General features: G+C 61.8%; 17 protein-coding genes and 3 tRNA genes. 9 read left to right on the top strand and 11 right to left on the bottom strand.

The features are described from left to right. Window positions 1-89 precede the first annotated feature (89 nt). The 3 genes from FJ950_RS07215 to FJ950_RS07205 all read left to right on the top strand — a co-directional run bounded on the left by FJ950_RS07215 (window position 90) and on the right by FJ950_RS07205 (window position 2,994). Entirely contained in the window at window positions 90-1,337 is a 1,248-nt protein-coding gene (locus tag FJ950_RS07215; RefSeq protein ID WP_140616113.1) for a YcbK family protein, read from the top strand. A 242-nt stretch (window positions 1,338-1,579) separates the two neighbouring features. After that, window positions 1,580-1,654 (top strand) — tRNA-Glu (locus tag FJ950_RS07210). A 200-nt stretch (window positions 1,655-1,854) separates the two neighbouring features. Then, complete coding sequence (locus FJ950_RS07205; RefSeq protein ID WP_140616111.1) at window positions 1,855-2,994, top strand: hypothetical protein; 1,140 nt, start codon at window positions 1,855-1,857, stop codon at window positions 2,992-2,994. Between the two features lie 101 nt (window positions 2,995-3,095). Here FJ950_RS07205 and FJ950_RS07200 read toward each other — a convergent pair. From FJ950_RS07200 to FJ950_RS07175, 6 genes are all read right to left on the bottom strand, one after another. After that, window positions 3,096-3,171 (bottom strand) — tRNA-Cys (locus FJ950_RS07200). Between the two features lie 150 nt (window positions 3,172-3,321). Beyond that, window positions 3,322-3,726: a TadE/TadG family type IV pilus assembly protein gene (locus FJ950_RS07195; protein WP_246681282.1), complete on the bottom strand. Its 405-nt coding sequence runs from the start codon at window positions 3,724-3,726 to the stop codon at window positions 3,322-3,324. Continuing rightward, window positions 3,716-4,141, bottom strand: coding sequence for a TadE/TadG family type IV pilus assembly protein (locus tag FJ950_RS07190; RefSeq protein ID WP_140616109.1), 426 nt, complete (start codon window positions 4,139-4,141; stop codon window positions 3,716-3,718). The genes FJ950_RS07195 and FJ950_RS07190 overlap by 11 nt, the downstream gene beginning before the upstream one ends. Window positions 4,142-4,162: 21 nt before the next feature. Then, on the bottom strand, window positions 4,163-5,392 hold the full coding sequence (locus tag FJ950_RS07185; RefSeq protein WP_181171124.1) for a pilus assembly protein TadG-related protein: 1,230 nt from the start codon (window positions 5,390-5,392) through the stop codon (window positions 4,163-4,165). Window positions 5,393-5,505: 113 nt separating this feature from the next. Further along, complete coding sequence (locus FJ950_RS07180) at window positions 5,506-5,769, bottom strand: DUF6074 family protein (RefSeq protein WP_015317560.1); 264 nt, start codon at window positions 5,767-5,769, stop codon at window positions 5,506-5,508. Between the two features lie 158 nt (window positions 5,770-5,927). After that, window positions 5,928-6,224: a DUF982 domain-containing protein gene (locus FJ950_RS07175; RefSeq protein ID WP_015317559.1), complete on the bottom strand. Its 297-nt coding sequence runs from the start codon at window positions 6,222-6,224 to the stop codon at window positions 5,928-5,930. Between the two features lie 325 nt (window positions 6,225-6,549). Between FJ950_RS07175 and map the strand changes: the two genes are divergently transcribed. Further along, window positions 6,550-7,377: a type I methionyl aminopeptidase gene (gene map, locus FJ950_RS07170; protein ID WP_140616107.1), complete on the top strand. Its 828-nt coding sequence runs from the start codon at window positions 6,550-6,552 to the stop codon at window positions 7,375-7,377. Between the two features lie 29 nt (window positions 7,378-7,406). On the opposite strand, the gene FJ950_RS07165 is transcribed toward map, so the two are convergent. Beyond that, entirely contained in the window at window positions 7,407-7,790 is a 384-nt protein-coding gene (locus tag FJ950_RS07165; protein WP_140616105.1) for a hypothetical protein, read from the bottom strand. Between the two features lie 188 nt (window positions 7,791-7,978). Here FJ950_RS07165 and radC point away from each other — a divergent pair, with 188 nt between their 5' ends. Further along, window positions 7,979-8,740: a DNA repair protein RadC gene (radC, locus tag FJ950_RS07160; protein ID WP_140616103.1), complete on the top strand. Its 762-nt coding sequence runs from the start codon at window positions 7,979-7,981 to the stop codon at window positions 8,738-8,740. 155 nt (window positions 8,741-8,895) lie between these two features. Here the strand turns inward: radC and FJ950_RS07155 are convergent, their stop codons facing one another. Together FJ950_RS07155 and tig are read right to left on the bottom strand one after the other, a co-directional pair. Next, the gene (locus FJ950_RS07155; RefSeq protein WP_246681281.1) at window positions 8,896-9,420 is read right to left on the bottom strand and encodes a hypothetical protein; all 525 of its coding nucleotides are present in this window, start codon (window positions 9,418-9,420) and stop codon (window positions 8,896-8,898) included. A gap of 152 nt (window positions 9,421-9,572) precedes the next feature. Further along, complete coding sequence (gene tig / locus FJ950_RS07150) at window positions 9,573-11,057, bottom strand: trigger factor (RefSeq protein ID WP_140616101.1); 1,485 nt, start codon at window positions 11,055-11,057, stop codon at window positions 9,573-9,575. A gap of 360 nt (window positions 11,058-11,417) precedes the next feature. On the opposite strand from tig, the gene FJ950_RS07145 reads away from it, so the two are divergent. Next, window positions 11,418-11,500: transfer RNA gene (locus FJ950_RS07145), tRNA-Leu, on the top strand. A 111-nt stretch (window positions 11,501-11,611) separates the two neighbouring features. On the opposite strand, the gene FJ950_RS07140 is transcribed toward FJ950_RS07145, so the two are convergent. Further along, window positions 11,612-12,196, bottom strand: coding sequence for a GDYXXLXY domain-containing protein (locus tag FJ950_RS07140; protein ID WP_140616099.1), 585 nt, complete (start codon window positions 12,194-12,196; stop codon window positions 11,612-11,614). Beyond that, entirely contained in the window at window positions 12,193-13,311 is a 1,119-nt protein-coding gene (locus tag FJ950_RS07135) for a DUF2157 domain-containing protein (RefSeq protein ID WP_140616097.1), read from the bottom strand. The genes FJ950_RS07140 and FJ950_RS07135 overlap by 4 nt, the downstream gene beginning before the upstream one ends. 235 nt (window positions 13,312-13,546) lie before the next feature. Between FJ950_RS07135 and FJ950_RS07130 the strand changes: the two genes are divergently transcribed. The 3 genes from FJ950_RS07130 (at window position 13,547) to trmFO (ending at window position 15,860) form a co-directional block, all read left to right on the top strand. After that, window positions 13,547-13,687, top strand: a complete 141-nt coding sequence (locus FJ950_RS07130) for a DUF1127 domain-containing protein (RefSeq protein WP_013531315.1) — start codon at window positions 13,547-13,549, stop codon at window positions 13,685-13,687. Window positions 13,688-13,736: 49 nt separating this feature from the next. Beyond that, window positions 13,737-13,877, top strand: coding sequence for a DUF1127 domain-containing protein (locus FJ950_RS07125; protein WP_015317551.1), 141 nt, complete (start codon window positions 13,737-13,739; stop codon window positions 13,875-13,877). A 570-nt stretch (window positions 13,878-14,447) separates the two neighbouring features. After that, complete coding sequence (trmFO, locus tag FJ950_RS07120; RefSeq protein ID WP_041163435.1) at window positions 14,448-15,860, top strand: methylenetetrahydrofolate--tRNA-(uracil(54)-C(5))-methyltransferase (FADH(2)-oxidizing) TrmFO; 1,413 nt, start codon at window positions 14,448-14,450, stop codon at window positions 15,858-15,860. The last annotated feature ends 5 nt before the right edge of the window (window positions 15,861-15,865 follow it).

The raw sequence follows: 15,865 nt of genomic DNA, 5'->3' as shown, positions 1-15,865 counted from the left end.
TCTCGTTTCCGGATCGGAGACAAAGGTCCACCTGACGCGGAAATACCAGTCGGCGCCAGGTATATACCGATCGGACACCGAGGGGGAATTTGACTTTGAAATCAGCAGGATGGAGCCTCGCAAAGGGAGAACGCCGCGCCATTGTGGCAGCGCTCTGCTCCATGCTTCTGGCCTCCTGCACATCGGCTGGCGATCCGACAATGTCGGTTGGAATGCCCGGCTATAATGCTTCCGAATCGGACCTCCACGCCGCCTCTGCGGGCAAGCCTCTCGCCGCTGATTCGTCGTCGCAAGTGGCGACAGAGCAGACGACCGTGATGAGCGAAAGCGACACGGCACTCCCCGAAAAGGTTGCTTACGTACCGATTGCCAAGCCTGGGGCCACTTTCCCGCTCACCATACCGGCCGGCGCGGAAACGATCGCGGGACAGACGCCGCAGTCCTTGCAGCAGCCGGTACAGACGGCGCAGCAGACAGACGCGGTCGCCCAGAAGATCGCCGCCGCCGATGCCGCCGCGACGGCGCCGACGCCAGCCGCGGCACCGGTGATGAACAATCCGGTGTACGTGACCGCCGGCGAGGCACCGCAAGCCGACGCGCCGAAGAAAAAAGGCTTCCTGGCGTCGATGTTTGGCGCCACCCCGGCTTCGGCGACGCCTGCTCCGCTGGTCAACACCCGATCGGGCGAACAGCCTGCCGTGCAGCCCAAGCCTGCTCCGGCCGCGGCAAAACCGATCATCACTTTGGCCTCTGCTGATTCCACGCAGAAGCCACTGCAACTGGCTTCACTTGGCGGCGATGCCGGTCACATCACCGGCAGCGACGCCTTGCCCGGCGTGCGCCAGACGGCCCTGTTCGAGATCAAGCGCAAATCCGGCCTCGACGATGAAAGCGACGTCGACCTAAACGAGGACGAAGGCTCGGGCGGCTCCTATCAGGTTGCCTCCGCCGCCGGCATGGCTCGGCTCGCGCCCAACGGTCTCTTGAAGCAGAATGAGAGCGTCGACGTGGCTTGCCTGAAGCCGTCCCTTGTGCGCGTGCTGAAGACGATCGAAGGCCATTACGGCCGCAAGATGATGGTGACCTCGGGCTATCGCGATCCGGCCCGCAACCGTCGCGCCAACGGCGCCAAGAATTCGCTGCACATGTATTGCGCCGCCGCCGACATCCAGGTGCCCGGCGTCTCCAAATGGGAGCTTGCGAATTACATCAGGACCATGCCCGGCCGCGGCGGCGTCGGCACCTACTGCCACACCGAATCGGTTCATGTCGACGTCGGCCCCGAGCGCGACTGGAACTGGCGCTGCCGCCGGCGCAGCGGCGGTGACGACGGCTAGCGGCGATTTGGCAGGCTGGAGCCTGTCAGCGGAAGTCCCCGACTTCGTCATCCACGGGCAGAGCGGAAGAGAAGCTTCGTCGCGAACACTCCAGGATGCCGGGGCGCCTGACGTCATAGCAAATTGCAAGCTCTTCCCCCCGCGAAAACGCTGATTTGGCAGGCCGGAAAAAAGTTGTCCAAGGCGGCACCTAACGGGTTGCCGGTTGCGCACAACGCCAGTATAAGCCGCTTCGTCTGAGCGCGCCCATCGTCTAGCGGTTAGGACACCGCCCTTTCACGGCGGTAACAGGGGTTCGATTCCCCTTGGGCGTACCAGATTTTTCAGACCTCGGTCTCTCCTTCCCGATTCTACACAGCGAGTGCCCGGCAGATTTGGCAGGGCGGCACCGCATCGACAATTTGAGGATCACGGCGTCCGTTGCGGCCGATGCTCAAGCCTGTTGGTGACCGCTCGGATTCTCGATCTTGTCGAGCATACAGGCCGGTGGTTAAATGGACCCGAAGGGAGCGCTCATATGGCAGTTCACCTTTCGGCGGATACACGCGCTCCTGCGGCAACGCCTCCAAAATATCTCTTTGGTCCGCTCGCGGACTTTCTGATGCTTGGCGGCAGCGCATTCCTAATTTTGCCCGTGCTGTATTTCGTGCCGCTGAGATACGAAGGGCTCGTTGCGGCGACGATGCTTTTCCTGGCTTATCTGATCAACTATCCGCACTTCGCCCACTCCTACCAACTCTTCTACCGCAATTTTGGGCGGAAGCTGCGTGGCGACGGATACGACAGGAACCTGCAGATCCGCTACATCTTCGCCGGCATCGTCGTTCCCCTGCTCATGGGCGCATTTTTCGCTTATGGCTCGATAACGGCTAACGCCCGGCTCTTGGGGAATGCAACCAACGCGATGTTCTTTTTCGTGGGTTGGCACTACGTCAAGCAAGGCTACGGCATGTTGATGGTGGATGCCGTCCTGAAGCGCCGGTTCTTCACCGATCCGGACAAGAAAATCCTGCTGGTCAACAGCTATGCCGTTTGGCTGTTCGCGTGGCTTCAGACGAACACGGCGGTCAGCCAGGGAAAATACCTGGGGCTGGAATATTACACGTTTGCCACCCCTGCATGGCTCAATGCGATTGCACTCTCGGCCGCGGCCGCCTCCACGGCTGCCACGGTTGTGATGCTGATCAATCGCTGGACCAGGAATGGCGGCAGCCTGCCATATAACGGCATCATCGCCTACAGCGCGTCGCTATATCTTTGGATTCTGATCGTAAGGACAAACCCGCTCTGGCTGCTCGTAGTGCCGGCGCTCCATTCCTTGCAGTACCTGGCGGTGGTCTGGCGCTATCAGAGCAATGTCGAGCGTGATGCGCGCGATGCCGAAAAAATTCCGCAATCCAGAATCCTGTCGATTCTTGGTCCGGCCTACAGAGTGCGGCTCCTGGAGTTCATTAGTGCTGGCCTCCTCCTTGGCGGTCTGGGTTTCTGGCTGATTCCGACCGCGCTGACCGCCATTGTCCCCTATGACCGGGAGGTCCTTGGGTCGTCGCTGTTCTTCTTCATCGTGTTGATTTTCATCAACGTACACCACTATTTCCTCGACAACGTGATGTGGCGCCGCGGCAACCCCGAGGTGTCGAGATATCTGTTCCGTTAGAGCTTTTTGCACCCAAGCGGAACCGCTTAGCGTAATGCGGAATGGAACCAGGGATGGGCTCCAATCCTGTCCCGGTCGACAATCCAGCCGCATCGGGATTTTGGAGGCCTCGCCTCGGAATCGAACCGAGGCTTCCGAGATTTGCAGTCTCTAGCGTAGCCGCTCCGCCACGAGGCCATACGTGCTTTCGTAAAGGGCAGGAGTTTAAAGATTCTTGATATCTTGGGTAAAAATTTCGGCAATCCCGCCCTGGCAAAAGAGCCTGTTACTGGGCGGAATGGAACCGTTCCAAACGTCCTTCGCCGACATAGCAGGGACAGCCCACGTCTAGCTGCCGACCAGCGGCACGGTAACGGTCGTCGCATAATTGATCGGAAAGGCACTGAAGTACGGGAAGTCTATGACGAACGCATAGGCAGCGGTCAGGTGCGCCATGCGAAAGCCGCCGCTCACGGGATCGATGGCGATCGTGACGTTGACATCCTTCAGACCCAGCGCAAGCAGTTTCTGCGTCGCGATCGCCTGGATGTCGGCCTGAGTCAGCGTGTTGTTAAGCTGCAGGGACCGTGCGGACGCCTCCAGCGTGTACCGAACGCTTGAGGCCGAATTCATCGACCAGCCGAAGGCGAAGATTCCGAACAGCAGCATGATGAGGAACGGTGCGATCAGCGCGAATTCGAGCGCGGCTCCGCCCGATCGATCGGCCCTGAAGCCCATCGCATTACCGAACACGGATCACCTCCAGGTGGCCGATGGTGCTGGAGGCGGAAAAGACGCCGAAGGTGACGGGCGGCTGCCAGGTGGCAGATGCCTGGATTTGAACAAAGACCGAGGGCGTCTTCGGCCCGCTGCACAAAGTGGACGCGTCGACCACGGTAGTCCCGCACATATAAATCCGGCTTAGGGCGACCTGGCCGTCCGCCGGCCGCTTTTCCCAGCTCGCAATGGCAACGGCCTGGGTCGCCGTATCATTGGTCGACCCGGCCATGATCAGGTTCGCGGCGGTCTTTACGCCGGCACGCATCGACAGTGAGCTGGTCACATAGGACCAGCCGTCCAGGATGCCAAGCAAGGCCACGCACAGGAAAGGGAGCACCAGTGCGAACTCGACCGCGGCGACGCCGGTATCATCGCTCAGGATCGGCACTGATGGTCGTCCCATGGAAAGCTACTCGACCAGCGCTACGGATTGCGTGGCGGGAATGTCGCGCATTCCGAGACTTGTGCAGTCCTGATTGATGGTCGAGTTGCCGGACCATTGGATCATGTCGGCGACAACCTGGGTGCATCCGTTCTGGCCGGAGAAATTGCCGAGATAATTGACCTGCTGCTTGGGAAAATAGAGCGCGCCTGTCAGTAGCGAGGTTGCCGTGCCGTTGAAGGTGCTCTGTCCGCCGATGGCCGTTCTGTCGCCATACATCAGCACGCCCGAGTAAGTGCCGGACGTCGCCGCGCTCAAATTTACCGTGGCGTTGCCATTCATCGACACACGCGATCCGCCGGCGAGGTAAATAAGGACGCCATCGCCGGCGACGTTGGCGTTCGCGTTCACCCTGAAATCGCCACCCTGGATAACATAAACGCCAGGCTGCAGCGTCACGCTGCCGCTCAAGCTCAGTCCGTTGCAATATGTACCCGGGCCCAGCGCTGATTTGTTGGCGTTCTGACAGGGGTTCGAGGCCGCCGGGGCCGGCAGGCCGGCAAATGGATCCGCGGCAGGCAGCGCCTGGGTGATCGGGGCCGCGCAAACGGTGGTGACGGGGTTGCTGAGAGAGACGCCGCCCGCCGTGATCAGGCAATCGGCCTGGAGACCCGCCGATCCCTGAAGCTTGATGGCATCCGAGGCAATCGAATTGGCCATCACCGAGCAGCCCGTGACCTTCACGCTGGTGTTGCCTGAGAACAGGGCAGCCTGCGAGGCGGTCGGATCGAGCGCCAGCATGCAGGCCTTCGAAGCATTGGTGATGAGGGCCACGGCCCTCGCCTGTTCTGGAACCTGGGTCTGAGTGAAGATCGAGGTGAACATCCGATTGAGCTTTTGGCCGACGATCACCTCAACCGCTTTCTTGGCCGTGTTCGGTCCGGATGCGGGCGGCGTATTGACGACGATCGTGCCCCCGCCAAGCCCATTCGTCGCCGCCGACTGGGTCGCCGCCGCGACAATCGTCGGCGTATCGGAACCCGAGATCTGCTCCAGCGCGCCGGCATAGGCCGCGGCATCCGCCGTGGCCTGCAGTCTCAAGCTGTTATAGTACCAATAGGAGGTTTCCACGCCAAAACCCGCCGCACCGACAACGATCGGCAGCGTGAGGGCAAAGATGGTGGCGACGTTCGCGGCTCTGCTGCGACCTATGCCAGCCGCCGTCAGCCGTATCCGGGTGAAGCAGTTGAATACCATGATCAATTAGAAAGCACGCATATATGAACGAATGGCTAAAACTTAGGCTCATTTTCGATCAGGGGTGCCATTGTTTGATCGGGGGTCCCATTGCCTGATCGGCGTCCGCCGCTTCAGGCGGAAAGAACTGGCGCGGACTCACCGTTCGACTCAGCCAACAATTCTCTTTGCACGGCCAGGAAGAACCTGCGCACTTCGTCGCTGGCTGCCGTTCTGTCCCTGCCCGTCCCGACAACGAGATCGAGCAACTCCGTCGCTTTTGCCTTCCAGAACGAGGTGGCGGTCTCGCCATGCAGATTGCCGAGCTTGGCGGCAACTTCCCTGACCAAGAATACCTGACGATCGATCGGGAACGCACGGACTTTTTCTGGGTACATCTTCCGAACCATGAAACTGACGCAACGAATCAACCATTGCCGAACAAGCAATGGCTAACAGCGAAGGTGGAAACGGAAGCTTAACGGTGGCCGGCCGATGCGTCGCGCACGCGAATTGTCATGTACTTTCGAACCCGAACTGGTTCACCCGGCGGCCCTCAGGCCGGCAGTGCTCTCGCCTCGCCGCCGCGCTTGCGCGGCACCATCATGTCGCCGGCCATCAGTCCGGTGACACGGCAGAACGCCATGAACGCCCGGCAGGCGTCTTCGGTCTCGACCACATCCACCGTGGCACCGAAACAGGCATTGAAGGCTTTCTGATACACCGGCCCCTGCCGGCGTGCCGGCCAATCCTGCAGAAAATCGAGCGCCTGCTCGACGCTGTAGATTTCCTCGACGGGCAAGCCGGGGCCTGGTGCGATGCGCACCGGCACCTCGAATTGCAATCTGTCCATTCGACATCTCCCGAACCGGCATCGCCCAAGCAACGCCGTTCGTCGTCAAAAGTTGCTTCGTTCGTTTTGTGCCACGGAAATGTGTCGTCACTGCGGAAACACGCCGCTTTGCTGCAGCGGGCAAAGGCAAAGCCTGCCGGCACCAGGCGGCCCGGCAGTGAAAGCAACGCCGCGAAAAACGGAAAGCATTGCCTCGGCAAGCGAATATCCGGGCGGCTGAGACCGCATCAGGCAGTTCTTCCTTGAACCTTTCGCCCCCAAGTGCCAAATCTGGTGCCACTTACGCGCCTCACTCCTGCCGCGCGCCACCTTCTATATGGACAAAATGGTCACCTATCTCGACGCCGCCACTGCACCGCTCAGAAACACCGGCCAGATCCGCCTCTATGGCGAGGAAGGCTTTGCCGGCATGCGCAAGGCATGCGACCTCACCGCGCGCTGCCTGGACGAGCTGGTGCCAATGGTCGGTCCCGGCGTCACCACGGACACGATCGACCGTTTCGTCTTCGAGTTCGGCATGGACAACGGCGCGCTGCCGGCCACACTCAACTATCGCGGTTACACGAAATCGTCCTGCACCTCGATCAACCATGTCGTCTGTCACGGCATTCCCGACAACAAGCCGCTGAAGGATGGCGATATCGTCAACATCGACGTGACCTACATCCTCGATGGCTGGCACGGCGATTCCTCGCGCATGTATCCGGTCGGCACGATCAAGCGGGCCGCCGAACGCCTGCTCGAGGTCACCCATGAGTGCCTGTTGCGCGGCATCGCCGCGGTCAGGCCGGGCGCGCGCACCGGCGCCATCGGCGCCGCCATCCAGACCTACGCCGAAGCGGAGCGCTGCTCCGTGGTGCGCGATTTCTGCGGCCACGGCGTCGGCCAGCTGTTCCATGATGCCCCAAACATCCTGCATTATGGCAGCGCCAATGAAGGCGTGGAAATGCGCGCCGGCATGATCTTCACCATCGAACCGATGATCAATCTTGGCCGGCCGCATGTGAAAGTCCTGTCGGACGGCTGGACGGCGGTGACGCGCGATCGCTCGCTGTCGGCGCAGTATGAGCACACGATCGGGGTGACCGACACCGGCTGCGAGATTTTCACGCTGTCGCCCAAAAAGCTCGACCGCCCCGGCCTGCCGGTTTAGGACGCCGTGGCGAGGTCTTGAATAGCGGCCTATCTCCAGTGTTTGCGCGGCCGCCAGTCTTCGTCCTCGTCCATATCTCGTAGCCAGCGCATTATTTCCCGGCAACTGCGCGGACGGCCATCGCTGACCCTGCCATTGATGCAGGGATCGTAGCGTTCGCGCGGGTAATTGTCGTGCCGTTCCCGATAACGCTCCCGGCGGTCCAGCATGCGCAGGAGCTCCCGGCAGTTATGCGGCTTGCCGTCGCTGTAACGGCCGTCCGTGCAAGGATCATCGTATTGGATGAAATGGATCGGGAGGTTCTGATCAGAGCGGCTACCGGCGGGTACGGCATCGATCACCAGGGCAGCCATTGCAGGGCTGAAGCTCAGAAACAGCCCGACGGACAGCAGGATACGAACGAGGCTGGGCATCTTGGTCCTCCAATGCGGGGCCATCAATGGCGATGCCATGAGCTTGCGCGACCCCCATTGCCGCAACATTGCGTTGAGGTCGTTGGCTTACTTATTCCTTGCCGCCGAAAAGACCTCGACCGCCCCCGCCCGCCGTCCTAGTGTTTCGCGGGGATCAGCGATCATTGCTCGGGCTGGATGGGCGGCACATGGCGACACAGGGCGATGACGACGAGCGGAGTTTCTTCTCCGAGGTGCCAGTGCGGCAAGCCACGAAGGCCAGACAGGCTCCCGCCGAAAAGCCTCACTATCTCGGCCACCGTGATCGTCTGCGCGAGCGCTTTGCCTCGGCCGGCCCGGATGCCTTGCCCGACTATGAACTGCTGGAACTCCTGCTTTTCCGCCTGATCCCGCGCGCCGACACCAAGCCGGTCGCGAAGGCGCTGCTGGCCCGCTTCGGCACGTTGGCCGAAGTGCTCGGCGCGCCCGTCGGCCTGTTGCAGGAGGTCACGGGCATCGGCCCGACCGTGGCGCTCGAGCTGAAGGTCATCGCGGCGACCGCCCAGCGCATGGCGCGCGGCGAGGTTCAGGGCCGCGAAATCCTCTCGTCATGGCAGCAGCTCCTCGACTATTGCCGCTCGGCCATGGCGTTCGAGGCGCGCGAGCAGTTCCGCATCCTTTTCCTCGACAAGAAGAACGCGCTGATATCAGACGAGGTGCAGCAGACAGGCACGGTCGACCACACGCCCGTCTATCCCAGGGAAGTGGTCAAGCGCGCGCTCGAACTGTCGGCCACCGCGATCATCCTGGTCCACAATCACCCCTCCGGCGACCCGACGCCGTCGCGTGCCGATATCGAGATGACGAAAGAGATCATCGAAGCCGCCAAGCGGCTGGGCATTTCCGTGCATGACCACATCATCATCGGGCGAAAGGGCTATTCCAGCATGAAGGGCCTGCTGCTGATCTAGGTCTTGTATTCGCGAGACGGCAACGCCACGGCGCTGGCGATTATCCTGGCCGGAATTTGAAATCATTCAATTGTGGAAAGAACGATGCTGATGCCGCGCACTCGCGGATCAATCTTCCAGTGGCGACAGCCCAAAAGATCGCCACTCTTCTAAAATCAAGGCCGATCGGTCTTGCAGCTGCCGGCAATCTGGCTGACCGCCTCGTCGAAGCCGGCGAGGTCGAAATCGGCTTGGCCACGCCCCGACAACAATCCGAAGCGCCATGACAGCAGCAGGCGGTTTGCCGGAACGAGGCGCTTGATGCCATCGGCGCCGTCGCGCATCAGCTGCCTGCCGCGCGTGCCGACGGACCAGCTCTCGTCGAATTTGCCGGCGCCGTCGATGGTCACCGACATGGTGATTTTCCGGCTTGCGGAGACCGCGTCGTTCAATTGCAGCCATTCGGTCCAGGCCGGCTCGCCGTCAGCCCGGCAAGCGATGGTCAGCACCGGGCTGTAGCTCAGCGCGCCGCCTCCGGTGATCAGTTTGTTGGTGGCATAGACCGACGCCGTGACGAGGCCGTCATTGGCCGTGTCAAAACGCCAATTGTCCGTACCGGCCCCGGCAGCGCCGCAGGCCAAGGCAAGGAAAAGCACCGTGGCGGCAGCGCGCCTCGTTCCCACGAACACCCCCAACGACATCACCAATTACCTCTGGCCTTCCAATCAACCAGATAATGATCAAGGCTTCGTATCGCCACCGGTGCCCATCAGGAACGAATCCGATGTTGCAGTTTGGCAACGAAAAAAGGCCGCCCGGAGGCGGCCTTTCGGAATTCGCTGCAATGAGCGGCCTATTCGGCGTCCTTGGCGGCCTTCTTTTTCGGCGCGGCCTTTTTCTTCGGCTCTTCCGTCTCGTCAGCGGCATCGCTTGCCTTGGCTTCGGCCTTCTTCGACGCGGCTTTCTTGGCCGGCTTCGCCTTGGCCTTGGTCTCGTCTTCCTCGTCGTCGGCCATCAGCTCTTCCTTGCTGACCTTGACGTCGGTGACCGAGATCTGTTCGAGCAGGTGGTCGACAACCTTCTCCTCGAACATCGGCGCCCTGAGCGCGTTGAGCGCCTCGGGATTGCTGCGATAGAACTCGAAGGCTTCCTGCTGCTGGTTGGCCGGGAAGCGGCGAACCTGCTCGAACAGGCCGCGCTGCAGTTCCTCGTCCGAAACCGTGACGCCGGCCTTCTCGCCGATCTCGGCCAGCACCAGGCCAAGGCGCACGCGGCGCTCGGCAAGGCGCATGTATTCGGCGCGCGCTTCTTCCTCGGTCGTCTCTTCGTCGGCGAAGGTGCGGCCGGCGGCTTCCAGGTCGCGGTTGACCTGCGCCCAGATGTTGTTGAACTCGGCTTCGACGAGCTTCGACGGCGCTTCGAAGGAATAGGCCGCATCGAGCTGGTCGAGCAGCTGGCGCTTGACCTTCTGGCGCGTCATCGAACCGAACTGGTTCTCGATCTGGCCGCGCACGATGTCACGCAGGCGCTCGAGCGATTCCAGGCCAAGGTTCTTGGCGGTCTCGTCGTTGATTTCGAGCTCGCCGGGCTTCGACACTTCCTTGACGGTGACCTCGAAGGTCGCTTCCTTGCCGGCCAGATGCGCCGCCTGGTAGTTTTCCGGGAAGGTCACGGTGATCTGCTTCTCGTCACCGGCCTTGGCGCCGATCAGTTGATCCTCGAAGCCCGGAATGAACTCCTTGGAGCCCAGCACCAGCGGCTGGTCGTTGCCGGCGCCGCCAGCGAAAGCCTCGCCGTCGATCTTGCCGACATAGTCGATCGTGACGCGGTCGCCTTCGGCGGCCTTGCCGGTCTTCGGCTCGTAGCTGCGCGCCGATTCGGCGACGCGCTTGACCTGGTCGTCGATTTCCGAATCCGGAACGTCGAACACCTGGCGCGTCACCTTGATGTCGGAGAAATCCTTGATCTCGATCGCCGGAATGACCTCATAGTTGAGGCGGAACTCGAAGTCGGCGCCGCCGGCCAGAATCTTCTCGGCTTCCTTCTCGTCCTCGGTCATGATGACCTCGGGCTGCATGGCGGCCTTTTCGCCCCGCCCGGTGATGATCGAGCGGGTCGAGTCGTTGAGGATCTCGTTGACCACTTCGGCCATGAACGACTTGCCATAGACCTTGCGCAGGTGCTGCACCGGCACCTTGCCCGGACGGAAGCCGTTGATGCGGACCTTGTTGCGGGCGTCCGACAGCCGCGCCATCAGCTTGGCTTCCATATCACCGGCCGGCACGGTGATCTTGATCTCGCGCTTGAGACCGGAATTGAGAGTTTCGGTGACCTGCATCGTAAAACCTTTGTTTTCACCAATGAGGCTGCCAAACGGCTCCCTGCCGTTCACAGCCTGCCGGTAATTCTTGCCGGGAATGGCTTTTGGTACGGAACCTGGCGATTTGACCGGAAATACGGCTCAAACTCTCCCAAACTGCGTTCCAAAATGTGAATAAGTTCTTGTTTTTCCTACTTCTTATCACATCTTGTAGAAGCGGATCGTCGCGTTCCGTCACATTTGACACGCCTTTTGTCACAGGCGAGCCTAATTTTCAACAGTCTTCGCGTTTAGGCGAATAACCAACATTCCGGCCCTGAGCCGACATCTTGTCTCCGACATTGACAGAATGATGGCTACATGGGATTGCCGGGCCACGCGGGTATGGCGGAACTGGTAGACGCACCAGATTTAGGTTCTGGCGAGAGATCGTGGGGGTTCGAGTCCCTCTACCCGCACCACCCTTCGCTCTCCGAGCTTCGGGTGGCAGGCCACCCGACGCTCGCTAGACGAAGGAGCGTCCTGCGAGACCTGGCGAAGAGGACCGGCGTCGTTATCGCGCGTCCCACGACCTAATAGAGCGGCTCCTCGAAAAGCGTCTTGTCGCCATCCATCAGCGCCTTGATCTGCGCCGTGCCGTCGGCGGCGAGCGCCAGCTTGATCCCGAACGGGCGCACCCGCATGTCGCTCTGTATCGCCATCCCCTCGCCTTCGGGCAGATAGAAGCGCTCGATGCCGTAATCCGGCGCGATCGTCATGCCTTCGCCGCGAAGATCCCAACCTGCGGCGACATGGCCCGAAATGTCGGCTTCGTCCGTTGCGGCCGGCGTCGGCGCCGTGCCGAACCAAGCGGCGGTCGGCGTCCAGTAGCCGTCGGCGCCCTTCTTCAGCCGGACCACGATCGAGGTGTCGTCGCTGGACTGTTTGTCGGACGCAATGTTGGCGATCATTTTAACCGGTATGCGCGAGATGTCATAGCCGACGACGATATAGTCGCCGCGCAGCAAGTCGCGCGGATCGACTGGTTGGATCTTCAGCAGCACTTCCTTGCCATTACGCAGGATCGCCGCCCGGCTGGCGATGATCCAACTGAGAAAACCGAGTTGGACGAGCGCCAGCACCAGCGCCGAGATGACAAGCCTCTTCCCGGTCATCATGCCGTGGCTCCCCCAATGGCCGGACCCTTCATGCGTTTTTCCACGCGGATGATGACGATCGCAAGCACGCCCAGCAGCAGCGCGGCGGCAAGGAAGAAGCCGGCGGTGTCGAGCATCGACTGAAGCGTCACGACATAAATGATGGCGAGTTCGAAGGCGAAGCCGAGATAGGCCAGCCAGCGCAGGCCACGGCTCTCACGGCCTGCGAACACGACTGCCGCGACGATCCCCGCCAATGCGACGACCGAAGCGATGGCGAAACCGCTGTTGTAGGTGCTCTCGCCAGCCAGTTCGAACTGGATGATGGCCAGGCCGGTGAGGAAGCCAAGCAGCGCGTGCAGGGGCAAACGACCGCCGAGTTGCACGATCCTGTCGACCGGTTCCGGCGCAAGGGCGGCAGCAGCAAAAAGCGCGACAGAGACGATGACCAGAGGGATCGCTACCGGCAGCGTCGCGTGATCCATGGCCAGGAGCACCAGATAGAAAAGCAGCGACAGGATGATCAGATGCCGCGCCGGCTGGCTGCGGGTCCAGAACGAAACAGCAAACAGCACCACCGCCATGACGACGAAGGCGTGTGGAAACTCGCTACGGCTGTAATAGTCGAACCCTTTCAGGAACAGCCAGGCGTCGGCGATGCCGATCGCTGCCACGGTCAGCGCGTTGGAGCGCAGCGCAACCGCCGCCAATGCCGTGCCGGCGCCCCAGGTGACCAGGGCGGAAGCCTCGTCGCCGGACAAATGGTACATCTGCCCGATCAGCGCGATCGAAGCGCCGAACGCGGCCGCCGCCACGATCCACAGGGCTTCGCCGATCGCCGCATGGTCGCGCGTCTTCAGCACCGCCCCGCCGACATAGCCGCCAAGGATAACGGCGAACAGCGCGGCCACCCGCGCCAGCCGCGGGATCGCTTCCCAATTGGCGGCGACGAAGATCAGGATGGCCGCTCCAAAGAGCAGGGCCGCCATCATCGCGAGGATCGAGCCGAAGCTGAGCGACTGGCGGGCGTTGGCGTCGACGTCACGGACCAGGGAATCGGCTGTGGCGGCGTCGATCAGGCCTGCCTGCCGCCACCGCGCGATATCGGACCTTAATCGTGATGAATAGCCCGCCATTCCCCTTCTCCCCCAGTTGGTCTTTTTTCAGCCGATCAGCCCCAAACCGTTGACGTCGCGGCACTTTCTGATTCTGGCTTCTTTGTGTCGGGTCGGTGAAGCCGCGTTAATGTTGCATTGCACAATTTGCATTGCTGCCATGCAGCCATAGCGCTTTTAAATCGATATGGGTCCCCCTACTTATGGTTCGTACACAAACGGAATGATCCGCAAGAAAGACGAAACGAGAACTACCATGAACCTGATCCGCAACTACCGCAACTGGCGCCGCTACCGGGACACCGTCTCCGAGCTGAGCCGCCTGAGCAACCGTGAACTGACCGACCTCGGCATCAGCCGCAGCGACATCCCTTACGTCGCTCGCAAGGCGGTCTAATCCTTCGGGCCGCGAATGGTCCGAACCAGTTTTGAAAAAGAGAACGACAATGAACTTGATCCGCAACTATCGTAACTGGCGCGTTTATCGCGAGACGGTTACCGAGCTGGGTCGCCTTTCGAACCGCCAGCTGCATGATCTCGGCATCGTCCGCGACGAAATCAAGATCATCGCCCGCCAGGCGATGTAACCAAGGAATTTCGCTGGGGTCGACCTCCTCCCCGACCCAAGCGAATTCGGTCCGCCCTTACCTCCTCCCAAGGGTTGACCATCAAAACGGCGCCCGCCGCACCTCCTCCCGCGGCGGGCGTTGTTTCCCCGGGGGAAAAGGATTTTGCCCCAGAGGTTTCGCCCTCTGTAAAAATGCGAAGAGAATTTCGTCTGAGCCGACCTCCTCCCCGGCGATGACGAATAGGCCCAACCTTCACCTCCTCCCGAAGGTTGGCCACCCAAACGGCGCCCGCCGCACCTCCTCCCGCGGCGGGCGCTGTTTCCCCGGGACAAACGAATTTTGCCCCAGAGGTTTCGCCCTCTCTAAAAATGCGAAGAGAATTTCGTCTGAGCCGATCTCCTCCCCGGCGATGACGAATACGGTCGGCCTTCACCTCCTCCCGAGGGTCGACCCCCAAAACGACACCCGCCGGACCTCCTCCCCCGGCGGGTGTTGTTGTATTCAGGGGCAGGTGTTCCCGACCAGGCGTTTCGCGTTACCGCCACGCGACAATTGCAATCGCCGCGGCAAGCGATTATTCCGGCGGCCATGAGCAAAAATCCAATCCATATCATCGGCGGCGGCCTCGCCGGTTCCGAAGCGGCATGGCAGGCGGCCGAGGCCGGTGTTCCCGTCATCCTGCATGAAATGCGCCCGGTTCGCGGCACCGATGCCCACAAGACCGATGGCCTGGCCGAACTCGTCTGTTCCAATTCCTTCCGCTCCGACGACGCCGAAAACAACGCCGTCGGCCTGCTGCATGCCGAAATGCGGCTGGCCGGCTCGCTGATCATGAGCGCCGGCGACGCCAACCAGGTGCCGGCAGGCGGCGCGCTGGCCGTCGACCGCGATGGTTTTTCCGACGCGGTGACGAAAAAGCTCGAGGCACATCCGCTGATCACCATCGAGCGCGAGGAAGTTCCCGGCCTGCCGCCGGCGGAGTGGGACCAGACGATCATCGCCACCGGGCCGCTGACCGCGCCGTCGCTTGCCCAGTCGATCGCCGAAGCGACCGGCGCCGATGCGCTCGCTTTCTTCGATGCCATCGCGCCGATCATCCATTTCGACACGATCGACATGGATACCTGCTGGTTCCAGTCGCGCTACGACAAGGTCGGGCCTGGCGGCACCGGCAAGGATTATATCAACTGTCCCATGGACAAGGATCAGTACCTCGCCTTCGTGCAGGCGCTGGTCGACGGCCAGAAGACCGAGTTCAAGCAATGGGAAGGCACGCCCTATTTCGACGGGTGCCTGCCGATCGAGATCATGGCCGAACGCGGCGTCGAGACGCTGCGCTACGGACCGATGAAGCCGATGGGCCTCACCAATGCGCACAATCCGACAGTGAAGGCCTATGCGGTCGTCCAGTTGCGGCAGGACAATGCGCTGGGCACGCTCTACAACATGGTCGGCTTTCAGACCAAGCTGAAGCACGCCGAACAGGTGCGCGTGTTCCGCACCATTCCGGGCCTCGAAAACGCCGACTTCGCCCGCCTTGGCGGCCTGCACCGCAACACCTACATCAACTCGCCGACCTTGCTGGACGCCTCGCTGCAGCTGAAGTCGCGACCCGGCCTGCGCTTCGCCGGCCAGATCACCGGCTGCGAAGGCTATGTCGAGAGCGCCGCCATCGGCCTGCTCGCCGGGCGCTTCGCCGCAGCCGAGCGGCTCGGCCATGCACCATCGCTACCGCCGCTTACCACCGCCTTCGGCGCGCTGCTCAACCACATCACCGGTGGCCACATCGTTTCCGACGACGAGCCGGGCAAACGCTCTTTCCAGCCGATGAACGTCAATTTCGGCCTGTTCCCGCCGGTCGAGGCGCCGAAGAGCGAGGGCAAGCGCATGCGCGGCAAGGACAAGACCGTCGCCAAGCGCCACGCCATCACCTCGCGTGCCCTGCAAGACTGCCGTGAATGGCTGGGTGTGCCGGCGCAGACGGCTGAGGCTGCCGAATAAGCTCG

Origin of the sequence: Mesorhizobium sp. B2-3-14 (genome assembly GCF_006442175.1) — a bacterium.
Classification (GTDB): domain Bacteria; phylum Pseudomonadota; class Alphaproteobacteria; order Rhizobiales; family Rhizobiaceae; genus Mesorhizobium; species Mesorhizobium australicum.
The sequence above is the reverse complement of the archived record's forward strand: the minus strand, read 5'-3'. Positions and strand labels throughout refer to the sequence as shown.